This is a genomic window from Marinobacter salinus, assembly GCF_001854125.1.
GTDB classification, from domain to species: Bacteria; Pseudomonadota; Gammaproteobacteria; order Pseudomonadales; family Oleiphilaceae; genus Marinobacter; species Marinobacter salinus.
In genome coordinates this window covers 2359927-2373191 of sequence record NZ_CP017715.1, presented here as the reverse complement: position 1 = coordinate 2373191, position 13265 = coordinate 2359927, and the positions used below count along the sequence as shown (strand labels likewise).

Annotated in this window: 18 protein-coding genes; all 18 read right to left on the bottom strand. The window is 58.7% G+C overall.

The features are described from left to right. Window positions 1-43: 43 nt before the first annotated feature. Window positions 44-2701: a MoaD/ThiS family protein gene (locus tag BKP64_RS11025; RefSeq protein WP_070969813.1), complete on the bottom strand. Its 2658-nt coding sequence runs from the start codon at window positions 2699-2701 to the stop codon at window positions 44-46. Further along, the gene (locus BKP64_RS11020; protein ID WP_070969810.1) at window positions 2691-3089 is read right to left on the bottom strand and encodes a hypothetical protein; all 399 of its coding nucleotides are present in this window, start codon (window positions 3087-3089) and stop codon (window positions 2691-2693) included. The genes BKP64_RS11025 and BKP64_RS11020 overlap by 11 nt, the downstream gene beginning before the upstream one ends. After that, window positions 3089-3568, bottom strand: a complete 480-nt coding sequence (locus BKP64_RS11015; protein ID WP_070969808.1) for a DUF1833 family protein — start codon at window positions 3566-3568, stop codon at window positions 3089-3091. The genes BKP64_RS11020 and BKP64_RS11015 overlap by 1 nt, the downstream gene beginning before the upstream one ends. A gap of 10 nt (window positions 3569-3578) precedes the next feature. Then, window positions 3579-4043: a hypothetical protein gene (locus BKP64_RS11010; protein WP_070969805.1), complete on the bottom strand. Its 465-nt coding sequence runs from the start codon at window positions 4041-4043 to the stop codon at window positions 3579-3581. Beyond that, window positions 4043-6202, bottom strand: coding sequence for a hypothetical protein (locus BKP64_RS11005; protein ID WP_070969802.1), 2160 nt, complete (start codon window positions 6200-6202; stop codon window positions 4043-4045). The genes BKP64_RS11010 and BKP64_RS11005 overlap by 1 nt, the downstream gene beginning before the upstream one ends. A 61-nt stretch (window positions 6203-6263) precedes the next feature. Further along, window positions 6264-6572, bottom strand: a complete 309-nt coding sequence (locus tag BKP64_RS11000) for a hypothetical protein (protein WP_070969799.1) — start codon at window positions 6570-6572, stop codon at window positions 6264-6266. A 40-nt stretch (window positions 6573-6612) separates the two neighbouring features. Continuing rightward, window positions 6613-6876: a hypothetical protein gene (locus tag BKP64_RS10995; protein ID WP_070969796.1), complete on the bottom strand. Its 264-nt coding sequence runs from the start codon at window positions 6874-6876 to the stop codon at window positions 6613-6615. A gap of 32 nt (window positions 6877-6908) precedes the next feature. Next, on the bottom strand, window positions 6909-7256 hold the full coding sequence (locus tag BKP64_RS10990; RefSeq protein ID WP_070969793.1) for a phage tail assembly chaperone family protein, TAC: 348 nt from the start codon (window positions 7254-7256) through the stop codon (window positions 6909-6911). Then, window positions 7256-7984, bottom strand: a complete 729-nt coding sequence (locus BKP64_RS10985; protein ID WP_070969791.1) for a phage tail tube protein — start codon at window positions 7982-7984, stop codon at window positions 7256-7258. Before BKP64_RS10985 ends, BKP64_RS10990 begins: the two co-directional genes overlap by 1 nt. Window positions 7985-8059: 75 nt before the next feature. After that, entirely contained in the window at window positions 8060-8425 is a 366-nt protein-coding gene (locus tag BKP64_RS10980) for a DUF3168 domain-containing protein (protein ID WP_070969788.1), read from the bottom strand. Next, entirely contained in the window at window positions 8422-8706 is a 285-nt protein-coding gene (locus BKP64_RS10975; RefSeq protein ID WP_070969785.1) for a hypothetical protein, read from the bottom strand. Before BKP64_RS10975 ends, BKP64_RS10980 begins: the two co-directional genes overlap by 4 nt. Then, window positions 8703-9242, bottom strand: a complete 540-nt coding sequence (locus BKP64_RS10970) for an HK97-gp10 family putative phage morphogenesis protein (protein WP_070969782.1) — start codon at window positions 9240-9242, stop codon at window positions 8703-8705. The genes BKP64_RS10975 and BKP64_RS10970 overlap by 4 nt, the downstream gene beginning before the upstream one ends. Next, window positions 9232-9573: a phage head closure protein gene (locus tag BKP64_RS10965; protein WP_070969779.1), complete on the bottom strand. Its 342-nt coding sequence runs from the start codon at window positions 9571-9573 to the stop codon at window positions 9232-9234. The genes BKP64_RS10970 and BKP64_RS10965 overlap by 11 nt, the downstream gene beginning before the upstream one ends. Further along, window positions 9573-10172 (bottom strand): head-tail connector protein, encoded by a 600-nt coding sequence (locus BKP64_RS10960; RefSeq protein ID WP_070969777.1) that lies wholly within the window; start codon window positions 10170-10172, stop codon window positions 9573-9575. The genes BKP64_RS10965 and BKP64_RS10960 overlap by 1 nt, the downstream gene beginning before the upstream one ends. Window positions 10173-10214: 42 nt before the next feature. Next, window positions 10215-10451, bottom strand: a complete 237-nt coding sequence (locus BKP64_RS10955; RefSeq protein ID WP_070969774.1) for a hypothetical protein — start codon at window positions 10449-10451, stop codon at window positions 10215-10217. After that, on the bottom strand, window positions 10452-10880 hold the full coding sequence (locus tag BKP64_RS10950) for a hypothetical protein (protein WP_070969771.1): 429 nt from the start codon (window positions 10878-10880) through the stop codon (window positions 10452-10454). It abuts the gene before it with no gap. 68 nt (window positions 10881-10948) lie between these two features. After that, entirely contained in the window at window positions 10949-12262 is a 1314-nt protein-coding gene (locus BKP64_RS10945; protein WP_070969769.1) for a phage major capsid protein, read from the bottom strand. 55 nt (window positions 12263-12317) lie between these two features. After that, entirely contained in the window at window positions 12318-13187 is an 870-nt protein-coding gene (locus BKP64_RS10940; protein WP_070969766.1) for a S49 family peptidase, read from the bottom strand. Between the last annotated feature and the right edge of the window lie 78 nt (window positions 13188-13265).

Sequence of the window (13265 nt, the reverse complement as noted above, 5' to 3'; positions counted from 1 at the left end):
TAAAAAAGCCCGCTTAGTGGCGGGCTTGTTTTGACAGTCGTTTTTAGGTGGGCGCGTTGTCGTCATCGGCGTAAACGCGGCCATCATAGTTTGTGGCTTGGACGCCTACCCCCAGGCCACTGCCGGGACTGATCTCGGTCACCAGGGCCGGAAAGCTCCAGCGCTCGGCGGTGCCAAAGTATACATGCGGCGGCTCCTGCCTGGGTGAAAGCTCCGGCAGCGGATCCACATCGGCAATGATCTCGAAATCGTCATCACCCCGGGTTGCGGGAAAAGGTCCGACGAGATCCCCGTAAACGTCTCGGTAGGCGACCACATAGGTTTCGCCGGCCTGCCAGTCCATCGGCTCGCTGACAATCAGCTTCGGGGTGGCGCCGCTGCTGTCCACGCCTCTCAAGACGCACGCCTTTCCATAGTCCGGGATATCATCGACCAACGGCACATAGCTCAGATAGTTGGAGTTGAGGGCGTCTAGTTCGGTGTTAAAGCTGTAACTCCATCGCCGATACCGTTTCGCTCTGCGACGGCGCATCCCGATACGCCAGGACCGGGTCCGATCGGTCACACCATCGAGCTTGATCTTGTCGAGCTTGACGCCAGGATCTCCGGGCAGAAGGCAAAGCACGGTCTCCCTGGTCCAGGTGCGACTGTCGAAGAACTCCACCTCAACGCCGTCAAACTCCTCCGGGTCTACGCTTTTAAAGCTGCGCTTTAGCGGGCCGGTCATGTTCTCGGGTGAGTAGGGCTGCTCGAACTGCGTGCGCGGCTCATCCCGAACTGGCGTCAATACGCCATCCGGCGCGGTAAGCTCTGCAAAGCCGGCCCGGAGCGCGGTGTTGATTGCTTCCTCCAGGGTGGTTTCCTGAAATACGTGGTCGAAGTAGTCCCCACGAGGCTGCCAGATGGCATCCAGTCGCTGCAGCTCGGCAATGTCAATGCGGCTGTCGTCATACCCGGAGGACTTGGCCATGTGGTACACGGCATCGGCAATGCTGCGGGTGGGGCGAATCGGGCCGCCCCCGCAGGGCGCAAGCTTGCGAGTGCCGACCAGATTTACGCGGTTCTCTGACTGACTGGCGATTTCCTCAGAGCCGACGATGGTCACCGCCATGGTGGTCAGATCGGGGTAGCTTGTGCGCGTCGGCAACTTGGCACGGAGGCCTGTGACCTCCAGCCGGTCCAGCGAGGTCACAGACACGTCCTCACCGCCTACACGGTCAAATCGAAACTCCGGCCGCATGGCGCTGGGCAGGGTAATCGGGAAGGTCCAGCCCAACTGGTCCCGGGTCGCGCCGGAAACAGTTTTAGAAACTGCAGTCCAGGCCGCGCCTCCTTGCTCCCGGTACTCGATGGTGATGGTTCGGCTGCGAGCGTTGATAGACTCGCCATCCACGGTGCCCAGCCCTTGCGAGGCGAGGATATCTACCTCGACAACACTGGTCGTCTCGCCTTCAGGGCATGCGGTATACGGGCCGATCTTGCTGGCAGTGAAGGTATCTGCCTGCCAGTCAATGTCAGCAGTGACGCTGGCCGTTGGCAGCTCCACCCAGTCCGGGTCAGCCGCGCCACTTGCAAGGATTCGCTTTACGTCCACGCTGGTCGGGCTGTTAATCGCCGTGATTTCGTATTTCGTGCCGGCCTTGTCTATGGCCATTGTTCCCGAGATTCCGGTACCGTCCACCAAATCCGACAGGGGAGTGCCGCCGGTGGTCTCCAGGGTGATCTCGGTTTTTCCAGCATTGATCGAGGTAACAACATAGGTTCCGCTCACCCCCACATCGGAAATGGCGTTCACGGTCATGCCAGCCAGCAGGTGCTGAAAGTTACCGGTAATCGGGTCGGCAACCCCGGCGCCAGAACCGTCAGCGACCGACACAGATTGCGTCAGCAATACCGCTCCAGACACGCCCGCACTCCATGGTTCATCAACCTCTATCCCGGAGAGTGTCGAGCCTGAGGCAGTGGCGGGGCCATCATAAGTGCGCTCATCGAAGGTTATGCCGCGAAGGCGGATTCCGTTTCCCGACTGGGTGCCGCCCACCTCCGGTGAATTGAACCAGTTTTCGTGATTGCTGACGCCCGACACATCGGCCCCGGGCGGAAAAATCTGATAGGTGACGCCATTCAGCTCGCTCATCGGCGTCTCGCCAATCTTTACCAGGTCCGCCTCCGGCTCAATCTCTCCTGGCGTCACAGACAAGAACAGCTCAAGCACCTGGGTTCTGGTGTCCTGGTAATAGCGCCTGGTCTGGTTCAGGTAATCGGGGAACCGTATGTGGCGACCGAAAAGCTGCGGAATGACCGCGCCGGGGCGGGCAGTGTTGGCCTTGGCGGTGGCGGGATCAATCTGCGCACCTTGCTGACCGCCACCGTTCTGGCCCGGAAGGTCAGGCGCAAGATATTTCAACGCCGCCTGGCCGGCCTTGACCGAGAAGTAAGCAACCGGGTTAATGAAAGCTTGAACCACATCCCCGAACGGCTTCACTCGGATATCGACCGAATCCCGCGGGCCAATGACTTTATCCTGCCAGTACCGAGGGTCGATGATTTCGCCGTTGACGGCGCACGATACCCGCTGCACCGGGCCGCGCCTATAGCCTTCGGCGTGCCCGGCAATAAAGTCCTCGATGGTCAGGCCATGGTCGTGATAGATCTCCTCCGGCGCTCCGGGCATCACTGACGGATAGACCTTAATCGTCATAGTAGACCACCCTCAGAAAGCGCTGTTCAAACGGCCGCAGGCCGACCAGGCGCGGACCGTGGTCGGCGCCCCCGGGCTCGTTGGTTTCCAGGATCATCGGCTTGCCGTCTACCTCGACCACGATAGCGATGTGCGTACAGAGGTTGCCGCGCCACGCGGCCGCAATCGCGCCGGCATGGGGTCGGCTTTCATAGAAGTTCGCCGCTTCCTGACGCACCGCATTTGTAAGCGCCTTCTTGTCGCTGCCACTTACTTCGCCATAGGCGGGCATCCAGGGTTTTCCGAACAGATGCACCCGTGCGAGGCGGGTCAGGCCGTAACAGTCTGCGCCATGCTGGCTGCGTCCATCCTCCTCATACGGCACGGCAAGAAGGTCGTCCAGTGTCATCAGATATACCTCAGCCCGGGGGCTACATCGTTGGTGTATTGATCGCGGGGATAGGCTCGATTCAGCGGGTCCATGTAGCTGGCCTCGATGGTCAGCATCAGACCGTTAAAGCTGCCGCCCACCAGGACCATCTCAACCGGTAAGGCAGCCGGGGCGGAAAGGTCCGCATTAACATACTTGCGATAGGTAACCGGCACCTGGGCGCCGGATTCCAGCGCCTGCTCGACAGCCTCCTGAGCCACGCTGGTCACATTAGCGATGGCAAAGCGCAAGATCTGCCGACCACCTGTCGTCTTCTTTGGCTCCTTAATATCCACGGGGCCCGCCACAAAGTCCGCCTCGCTGCCGTTTTCAAGCGTCAGAGTCAGATCTTCATAGCCGGTGCAGACGCGAATCGGATCGGCTCCGGCTGGGCTGATTTCCAGCGTGCGGATGATCTCACTGTCGGCGCTGGCGTAGGCCTTACGTAAAATTGACATCACTGCCCCTTCAGGCGCTTGGCCACTCTCGGTTTATGGCAAGGTCAAAGATTTTTGAATGCTCGATGAACTCCAGGCCGTACAGATACCAGTCTTCGGAGAAGATCGGACGCTCGAAGATTTCCAGCGTGGCCTCATAGCGCCAGTGCCGCTTGCCGACAAGCGTCGGGCCGTCATACATATCGGTGAACCGGCACTCATAGGGCTTCAGGCCCATTGGTGAGTCGAGCTTGCAGTTGAACCAGGCAGAGCCGGCGTTGATGCCATGACTGAACCAGGCTTCAAAGATCTGCGCCTGAATCTCCGTCAGCAGGAAACTGACTTGTACCATTGTCGGAACAGTGCGCCACATGGGTCGCTGTTTCGCTCGACCGCTGGCCATCGTTGTGCGCGCAAAGGTGGAGACCGGGTTCAGCCCATACCCAGAGCGCAGAGGCGTCGGCAGTTGGCTCGGGAAATCAATAGTCGTGGCCATTAGTACCCCTGCCTTTTGAGTCCAAATGCGGCTTGAGCGGCCTCTGAGCCAGGCCCGTGGGTGTTAAATTGCTCGACCATAATGTCAATCACGAAGCGGCCATCCTCATTTCGGCGCGATTGAATATCGCCACCCCGCCCGGGTGCCTCGGTTACGTTTATGATTGGCGCACCGCCATTGCCTCCGCCGTTGTTTTTCTTCTGAGAGGCTAGGAAAGCGTCGAGGTCATCGGCTTGCGGCGAGGACATAACGCGCTCGCCCTTATCCAGTAACCAGGTCCCTTCATTGGGAATCGCGTCGATGCCTTCGTGAGCCATGCCCGCCAATGACAACCCTTTAGCCAGTGACGTGGTGCTGACAATGGCCGCTGATGCCGGTATTGCGTTCGCGCCTGCGGTCGCCAGAGAAGCCAGGGCTGCGGGAGTCGACCATGCGGCTGATGCGGCTGCGGCCTGGCCTACGGTGGCCGCCGTGGCGCTTGTCCCGACAACAGCCTGAACCGCTTGCAGGGCAATCCATTGCGCGGCCATCTGGCCAATGGCGTTTACGATAGATCGAAGGATGGTTTCGCCAATACCTTTCAGTGCATCGTCCAGGCTCTGTGCGTCGAAGATCACGGATTCAAAGGCGTTGCCGAAACCGGTGGCGAAGTTATCAATGACCGTCCTGCTTAGCTCGTCAAAGTTTTCGAGGTTCTTTTCAGCGGCTTCCATCCACTGTTCCCAGTAGCTGGCTTCCTGCTCAAACATTTCTTGCCGGGATTCGCCGGCAATCTCGATCATCCGGTTTTGGTGTTCAGCAAACGCCGCTTCGCGTAGCTTTTCTTTCTCCGCTGCCGTGATGTTGAACTGCTCAATCTGGTCGATCTGGTTGGCGTAGCGGTCGAACTCAGCCATCGCTGGGTCCAACTCTGCCCGCATCTCTGCCAGCGACTTCTCAAGCTCGGTAATGCCCTCGGCGGCATCCCGGGCAGCCTTGCCGGTCCGGGATATGCCGTTAGAGCTGGGCGCGTTCGGGGTGTCGGGAGTATCAACCAGATCAATCACCGGGCCGGCCCGGCTTCCGCTCTTTAGTCGGTTTCGGAAATCAACGATCTTGTTTTCTGTGTCGGCAATCATCTGCCAGATTTCGTCTTTGTCGTAGTAGGCGACGACGCCATCCTTGCCAAAGAAACGCACCCGGTTGGTCGGGTTGTCGAGCATGGAGTACAACGTCTCCAGCTCGTCCTCCAGCCGCACAATGTCATCGGCGGCCGCGCCCGCAGTCATGGCGGCTAATTCTTCCGCCAGAAACTGCGTGACCTTGATGGCTCCATCGACCGCTTCGACGGCCTTGTTCATGGCCGAGACAACCGCCGTGCCTAGTGCCTGCGCTGACTTAAGCGTGGACTCGTCGGAGAGGATGCTGGTCAGGTCGTTGATTGCCGGGATGGCCGCAAGCACCACCTCGTTACTGATACCCTTGAGCGATGCCTGAAGCTCGTCAGTGCTGGCCGTGATTTTCTCAAGGTCGGCAAAGTCGGCATCCGAAAACACATTGCCGGTGCGCTCGGCCTCGTCTCCAAGATCCTTCATGGCCTTGCCGTTGTCGCGCAGCAGCGGGATCAGCTTGGCAGCATCGCCGGCAATGGCCTCCATGTAGAAGGTCATATCCTTCTGGGAGACACCGGCCTTTTCGAGACTGTCCACGTAAAGCTGCAGGGCTTCCGGGCCAGACAGTCGGGCGAACTGGTCCGCAGTCACGCCGACCAGGGGCGCGATGTTCTCAAAGAAGTCAGCCATCGGGCCGCCACCGGTCTGGATGAAATCGCCAATCCGGTCGTTGGTGTCCTTGAGAATGTCCGAAACCTTGTCCTGCTCTACCCCGTAGCGGGAGGCAGCAAAGGCCATTTTCTGGAACTGTTGCGTCGAGGCGTTCGACAGCGCAGAGAGGTTCTTGATCTCCCTGGCCGACTCGGCGGTGCTTGTGACCATCGCCGTCAGACCACCCACGGCAGCCACCGACATGCCGGCCACTGCCTTGGCGATGCTGTTGGCGTGCTTCTCGATCTGGGTGGAAGTCTTCTTGGACTTACGGGCGGCCTTGTCCATGCCCGCCTCAAACCCGCCTACCTTCGCAATCAGATCCAGCGTCAGCGTGCCAAGTGACTTAGAGGCCATGCGTTTCTCCAGACATTAAAAAACCCGCCAGCTGGGGCGGGTTCCATATAGTTTTTTTGCTTTACCGGTTGGGAGGCTCCATGTTTGACGAAAAGTAACTTTCCAGGACGCCATCCTCGTCAAATGTAATGCTCAAACTTTGACTTTTTTGAGCGCCCCAGATTCCGGCATTCCCGTGCATCCACATAAGAATCTGCTTTCCGTTCGACCCCTGAACTAAATTCATGGGCGGACCGAAGGCGGCTATAGCCTGCTCTTTAGTGGTTTCACCCTCCTCAAGCTCAACCATCTTCTGCTGATCTATTGGCTGGCCCATTTGTGTAACGCACCCAGAAAGAGCCAGCAATGCTAAGAGTATAAGTTGCTTCATTTTCAGTCCTTTAAATTGAGTCAGACCAGAGTGTAGCAACCTATTTCCATGTTTCCATCGCTTCGCTCAGCGTGAGCTCGGGCTCGTCGTGGTGGGGCGCGAATCTGTAGAAGCTGACCGGGGACGCGTCCTTGGCACTGTGGATGTTCGCGAGTAGACTGGCCACCAGTCCGCCAGCGCGCTCGGTGCGCATCCCCAGATTGAGCGTGCCACGCTTGCGCCGGTACTCTACCCAATGGAAGAACTCGACATAGCTGATGTTGCGGCGGGCCTCGGCAATGGTCTTGCCACCGATCCCGCACATCACCAGCTCATGCCAAACCTCGTCCTCCTCGGTCAGCTCCCCTTCTTTTTTCCGTTCACCTCGCCGATGACGCGCAACAGCTCCATGGTGATTTCACGGTTCAGGGCTCCGCGCTCCGGGTCGGACTCGCCGGTAATGTCTCCCGGCTGAAAAACGGGTGTTCCGTCCTTCTTGCAGATGGCCGAGGCAATGCGTCCGGCCACGGCGTCCGATTTCGCGTTGATGGATTTAATGTCTGACACGGCAGCATGGTAGGACAGACGCCGCACGTACACGGTCGCCTTTTTTTCCTTGTCGCCATCGGCTAGGGTGATTTCCTTCTCGACCGGGGCGCCTGTGAAGGCACCCATGTCTTTCAGTGAATCAAGTGTCAGATCCATTACGGCGTGACCTTCTTCTGCCAAGTTGCGCCACCGGTGCGGCGAATGCTGATCTGCGCCTCAACCAGTGCGTTGGTCTGGAAGTCGAACGGGAAGTCCGAGATATACCCGCCCATAGTGAACCAGGTACGTGTGTCCGGCAGGACCAGTCCGTAATCGCCCAGGGTGGCGGTCGCGGTTGCGCCGACGCCCGTTCCGGAATCGGCAATGGTTACATCCGGCGCGGTAGCGTAGCCGGAACCGGGATTGGTGATGACGATATCGGTCACCACGCCACCCACAATGGTTGGGGTGCCGGTGGCGGTGATGCCATCCGCGTCCGCGGGGGCGGCGAAAGTGACGGTGGTGGTGCCAGCCGTGTAACCAGTGCCGCCAGCACCCACGGACACAGAGCCAACCTGCTGACCGAAGCGCGGCTTCACGGTGCCATCGGACCAGCCGACAGCCCACTTGACCGACGGCGATGGGTCCATTCGAGACAGATCCCACATCGCCATGTGACTGGCCTGCTCAGGGTCCGGTCGGATGCCGAGGGTTGCATTTCCAGGATTACGCATGCCGGCGATGTACTCCATCTCGTCGCTTTCGAGGCTGGTATCGTCGAGCTCGCCAGCGGGGTCCCCGCCCGGGTTAAAGGCCGTGGCCTTCATTACCTGGACAATCGCCGGCGCACCGCCGGTTTCATCCAGGAAGTATACATGGGTGCCTTGTGTCAGCTTAGATGGCATATCAATTTCCTCTCGCGGGCTTTCGTGCAATAAAAAACCCGCTCGGTGGCGGGTTGTCTCCGGGGTTGGGTTCGTTTATCGGGGGGCGAACCAGTCCACATCGAATCCGTATCGTTTGTGGCCGGTGTCTGGATCGGTACTCTCTCCGTTCCAGCCAACAATGTGAGCATGAGGCTCAATCGCGTTGCGCAGCACCTTAGCGACATCCCGGGCGGTGCTGCCCCGGTCGGCGTAAACATCCACCTGGATGGTGTATTGGTCGATGTCAGGTGTCTGTCCGAGGTAGTTCTCTGGCCGACCGGTGATGGTCTGCCAGACTGCGTAGGGCAGAGCCACACCCTGGGGCGCTTCACCGAATGGGAACAGACGGACCGGGCCGCTACCAAGCAGGGCGGTGACGTTGGTATCCGCAGCGCACACCTGGAAGATTGGTGGGTTCATGTCTTATCGCTCGGTCGCAGCTGGTTAATGCGGTCAACTGCTTCCTCGTGAGAACACTCTTCTGGATAGATGCCGCCGATGTAAACATGGCCGGCTACCTGTTCAAGATTTTCAATCTCCCGCACATGAACTACCAAGTGAGCGGTGACAACGTCATTCGGTTCAACGTCGATGATGCAGCGCGTCACACCTTTAATCTCGGTACCGTCCTCAGTGAGGATCCGGGTTCCTTGGCCTGCCTTAGGAGCTTTGCCGTCAGGAAGAATGATCTTGATGCTCATTTTGTTGCCTTCTTTTTCGCTTGCCGGAGAACCCGGTCAATCTTCTTGCTGTACTGCCTGACAAACTCATCCGCCGCCGCTTGGCCGGCCTGAGCTGGAACCGGTCGAAAAATTGGCTGTGCACCCATATTCTCGGTGCCGAACTCAAGCAGACGCCAATACCAGGTGTCGCCGCCCGGGTTACTTTTGTCGCCATCGGTACGGTAGGACTGGCCAGCTCGCCCCTTGCGGACGTTCTCTCGCGTGTTGGCGTACTGCCTGGCCCCACCCAGAACACCAACTCGGAATTTCATGTTGCCGGTCCGCTTGAAGGTGCGGCCAGACCAGCGCTCAACAATATTCTCAGCGATGCTCTCTGGCGTCTGGGGATCGTCGACGCGTTCGGCATTTTCCCGGCCCTGATCTCTCAGCACCTGAGCAGCTTTGCGAAGGGCGAACCGGCCACCCTTGCGCTTCATGTCGAACTCTAGGCCTTCAAGCTTACCGAGAAGCTCCGGCAGACCGTTGAGCTCATAGCTGATGCCATCAGTTGCCATCGTTAACACCCTGGCTGTATGGGAGGGTCAGCCACTCCATACCGCTTTCGTTGTCCTCGAGGACGCCTTCGATGTTGTAAACCTTCCCTTTGTGCAAGATGCGCATGGTGGCGTCTACGTCATCGCGGTACCGGATCTGGAATTCGCCGGTGATTTCTGACTGGCCGGCCTGGGACTGCTTGAATTCTCGGGCACTGGATGGGCGCTTGGCCGCCCACACTTCATCTACCAGTTGCCAACCATCGATCATTTCTCCGGTTGCCGGATCCTGAGTCTGTCCCGGCTTCTCAATGGTGATTCTGTGGCGGAGTTTTCCGGGGTTCAGCGGCATCAGTAATTCCAGCCCTTGCGGTTGACGGCAATCAGGGACTGAGCCGCCATCGGTATTTCAGTTGCGATCGTGCCGGTATCTACCGCTGAACGGTTTATGTACCAATGGGTCACCAGCAGCCGGACAACTTGGCGGATTGTTTCGGGCACAAAGGATTCAGCAGCGCCAAAGCCGGCAGTGAACGTAACGGTGATGGCGTCCAACCGATCGAATAGATCCGGCCACTCGACGTCGTTCTTGGGCGTGATATACGCCCAGTTCTCATCCCCGTACAGGTGGAAATCGGTGACAGTGAGCGACTGCTCGACATTGTCGGAATCAAAATAACTGATCGCATCAATGGCCTGCACGGGCGTAACCGGCAGATAAATACGACAGTCATCGTCTGGCCCGCGGGTGGACATTTCCCATACCTGGGTAATGAATGCTTTCCCCAGCACGCCCGAGGGTGCTTCCAGGTATTGGACAGCCGCATCAATCAACGACTGAATAAGGGTGTCCTCGAAGGTATGGTCAACACGTAGATCGAGCTTCACATCCGCCAGCGATACTACGGGCGCAGAGGGCTTTACTGTCCTTTTGAGGATTTCGTCCTGCATTACGTTTGCCCTCTGCTATTCAGGTCAGTGCAACTTCGCCAGTCATGGCGCTGCGCGTTTAGTCCGCTTTGATCCGGAGTTCGGTGCCTTATCACTGCTCGGCTGCTCTCCCTCGGGTTGCTTGGATTTTGAGCCACCGGCCTCGACATAGACGGCAACGTTGCGGTTTACGAAGTGCTGCTCGGACGCGGGAGAGAGGTCGTCCCTGACCTCATCCTGGACGTATTTCACGCCCTCCCGATCCTGCACGGTGTAATTACGCAGGAATCGGATCGCCATTTACACCACCTCGTCAGCCTGGTTGTTGGCCGGCTTCTCGTAGCGAGCGTCGGCCGCAAACACAGAGGCCGATGTCTGGCTGGCCGCGGTACCGACCGTGACCGTCAATCGGATGTGAGTAAATCCGTTGGTGGTGTCCATGTCGTTGTGTCCCAAGCTGATGGCTGCGGTTTTGTTGCTGGCAGCAATCTGTGTGGCGGCCTTGCTGGTAACATCCTTTGCACCGGTACCGGCGGCGTCCTGTGCTTGCTCAATCTTGGCGTCCACGGTACCGGAAGCACCGAGGGCGCCAGCCTGAACCAGCGCCATGAAGGAGAAGTACTCCGACACGGATAGCCAGCCAGTGGATCGTGCGCCAACGGCCTGGCTGGATGGAGCGAGTGTGGCCACCAGCGGGGTGCGGGTGGTCATCGGTACGTTCGAGTTCATATCGAACCTCCTGAATGAAAAGGGAAGATGCGGGGACCGTTGGCCCCGCGTCGGTTAACTGTTAAGGCTTACGCCCGCTCGTCCAGCACCACAAAGTGGGACTTGGTGTTGTTGCCCTTTGCCGGTGCCACCGGTGCAGACAGATAAGTCTGACCGCCACAACGGAACGTCCAGCGGAAAGCCTGGATGCCGTAGTCGAAGTACAGGTGGATGGAGCTGTCGAACTTCACGCCACCCTGCTTGGTCGGCATGTAGTAACCCAGGGGATCGATGAACTGGAGATCGCCTTTGTCACCAAGAGTGGTGGCATGCTCGCTGAAGATGATCGGCCGGCCCAACAGGAAGCCACCCGGTGCGCCCTGGAAACCAGAGCTCGGCGGAGTCCAGATCAGGTTGTCCCCGATCTTTAGGGTCATCAGCTGGGGCAGGATATCGCTGTTCGCCAGCCATACGGCGCGGGACAGAGAAGACGGCAGCATGCGGCTGTACATCTTGGCGACGTTCTCAGCCAGGATTGTGTCAGCAGCTTGAGAGCCTTCCTTTGCCACAGATACCAGTGCGCCGCTCTTCATGTAGCCCAGAGGCTGACCAGAGCCGGTACCGGTCATGATGGCCTCGCTCCGCTTCCACTGGATGGCGCGGGCAGCACCGCGAGTAACGCGCTGGTTAAGGCGTGGGGCATCTTCAAGCAGCTCGTCGGACGCCAGCACGAAAGCGTAAAGCTTGTGCAGCTTGACGCCTCGGCCTTCAGTTTCCAGGCGGGAGGGGTCCATTTTCTGGCCTTCCGCAGCCCAGCTGGCCTGAATTCCCTGAGCACCCCAAGGGGTGGTCTCGTCCGCCAGCAGGGTGACCTGGTTACTCGAGGTTGGTTCGGTGTCGACCATGTTGGCCAGGTCATCGGTACCGGCCATTACTTCGATGATCTCGTTCCGGAACTGCGGCGGCACTTCATAGCCGTCAGAACTTCCGTTTTCCTGGTGGAAGTTGGACGGAGCGCCGAGAATGTTCAGGCGATCGTCACGGTCACCGCCGGGCATGCAGGCGCCCTGTACTGCCAGCGCGAAGTCACCCAGGCCGGTGAAGCCGGCAGTGGGGTCATCCTCGCGGTTATCACGAACCCGGGCCTGGCTGCCGGCAACGTTGGGTGCCGCACGGCGACCAGAGCTCGACTCCAGTTCGTCAACGGTGTCATCCACTGCATCGAGTTTCTGGAGGCGATCGATAGAGGCCTTAACCTTACCAATCTCGTCCATCTTCGCGTCGTACTGTGCTTCCTGCTCCTGGGTCAGTTCGCCTTCGTTGCTCTTGTCCGCCTCATCCAGGATGGCGGTTGCCTCGGTTTTCAGCGCCTTGAGACGCGCAATCAGCTCTTTGAGAGTCATGTGAATGCTCCAACAAGTATCTTTGTTTCGGGGTTGAGGTAACCGACTCGGCGGTTCAGCGGATCTGGCTCGGCAGGTCCGCGGTTTCTGCAGCAAGTCGACGGCGGGCATTAGAGGTGCGTCGCCCCTGCCGGACTTGAATCAAACTTGAAAGGGTGGTCTCGCTGTTCTGAATGCCGTCAATAAGACCCAGTTCCAGGGCCTCGCTGGCGAAAAACATACGTCCATCGGCCACGGCATCAAACTGGCTTTTACTTAAACCGCGGCCGCCCATGACGGCCTGACGGAAATCATCGAAGAAGCCATCAACAATTTTCTGGAATTCGGCAATCTGGGCTTCTGAGATTTCGGTACCCATCTCCCCGGCGCTCTTGAATTCACCGGTGTCGATCGGGATCGCCTTGATGCCAGCCTCTTCGAACGCCTTGCTGTAGTCGTACAGCGTCATCCGAACACCAATAGAACCAACCAGGTCCATGCGGCCGGCGTAGATCTGGGTGGTCTGGGCAGCCACGTAATACGCTGCGGATGCCGCCATGCTGTCGACTTGGGAAATGATTGGCTTCTGGGTTTTGGCCAGGGCAACCGTGTCTCCAAGCTCAGAGAGTGCAGCCGTGGATCCGCCCGGGGAATCAATGAGCAGCACGATGTTTTCAATACTGTCATCAGCAACAGCAGCATTGATGGCCGCCCGGATGGCGAGGGTAGAGCTCATTCCCAGGAACCGAGTGAACCAGTTTTCCGCCTTCACCATTGGTCCCGTAATCGGGATGATCGCGGTGTTTCCCCGGCGGGTTACCGGGAGACCTTCCCGTTCCGCGTCATCCGTCGGGCCTGCGCCGATACGGATGGCCATCTGAATCTTTGCCTGGAGCTGGGCCACCGCGTGAGGGTGCATCAGCCAAAGCATGTCTGAATTGAACATTTCAGCTCCTAAGGTTTCATTCGGACTTTACAGCCACCGACAATGCAGATTGCCTTGCAGGCGGATTGAACACGGCTG

Coding starts and splice junctions, on each gene's coding strand:
- BKP64_RS11025 (WP_070969813.1), bottom strand. CDS start 2,701: ATGACGATTAAGGTCTATCCGTCAGTGATGCCCGGAGCGCCGGAGGAG.
- BKP64_RS11020 (WP_070969810.1), bottom strand. CDS start 3,089: ATGACACTGGACGACCTTCTTGCCGTGCCGTATGAGGAGGATGGACGC.
- BKP64_RS11015 (WP_070969808.1), bottom strand. CDS start 3,568: ATGTCAATTTTACGTAAGGCCTACGCCAGCGCCGACAGTGAGATCATC.
- BKP64_RS11010 (WP_070969805.1), bottom strand. CDS start 4,043: ATGGCCACGACTATTGATTTCCCGAGCCAACTGCCGACGCCTCTGCGC.
- BKP64_RS11005 (WP_070969802.1), bottom strand. CDS start 6,202: ATGGCCTCTAAGTCACTTGGCACGCTGACGCTGGATCTGATTGCGAAG.
- BKP64_RS11000 (WP_070969799.1), bottom strand. CDS start 6,572: ATGAAGCAACTTATACTCTTAGCATTGCTGGCTCTTTCTGGGTGCGTT.
- BKP64_RS10995 (WP_070969796.1), bottom strand. CDS start 6,876: ATGTGCGGGATCGGTGGCAAGACCATTGCCGAGGCCCGCCGCAACATC.
- BKP64_RS10990 (WP_070969793.1), bottom strand. CDS start 7,256: ATGGATCTGACACTTGATTCACTGAAAGACATGGGTGCCTTCACAGGC.
- BKP64_RS10985 (WP_070969791.1), bottom strand. CDS start 7,984: ATGCCATCTAAGCTGACACAAGGCACCCATGTATACTTCCTGGATGAA.
- BKP64_RS10980 (WP_070969788.1), bottom strand. CDS start 8,425: ATGAACCCACCAATCTTCCAGGTGTGCGCTGCGGATACCAACGTCACC.
- BKP64_RS10975 (WP_070969785.1), bottom strand. CDS start 8,706: ATGAGCATCAAGATCATTCTTCCTGACGGCAAAGCTCCTAAGGCAGGC.
- BKP64_RS10970 (WP_070969782.1), bottom strand. CDS start 9,242: ATGGCAACTGATGGCATCAGCTATGAGCTCAACGGTCTGCCGGAGCTT.
- BKP64_RS10965 (WP_070969779.1), bottom strand. CDS start 9,573: ATGCCGCTGAACCCCGGAAAACTCCGCCACAGAATCACCATTGAGAAG.
- BKP64_RS10960 (WP_070969777.1), bottom strand. CDS start 10,172: ATGCAGGACGAAATCCTCAAAAGGACAGTAAAGCCCTCTGCGCCCGTA.
- BKP64_RS10955 (WP_070969774.1), bottom strand. CDS start 10,451: ATGGCGATCCGATTCCTGCGTAATTACACCGTGCAGGATCGGGAGGGC.
- BKP64_RS10950 (WP_070969771.1), bottom strand. CDS start 10,880: ATGAACTCGAACGTACCGATGACCACCCGCACCCCGCTGGTGGCCACA.
- BKP64_RS10945 (WP_070969769.1), bottom strand. CDS start 12,262: ATGACTCTCAAAGAGCTGATTGCGCGTCTCAAGGCGCTGAAAACCGAG.
- BKP64_RS10940 (WP_070969766.1), bottom strand. CDS start 13,187: ATGTTCAATTCAGACATGCTTTGGCTGATGCACCCTCACGCGGTGGCC.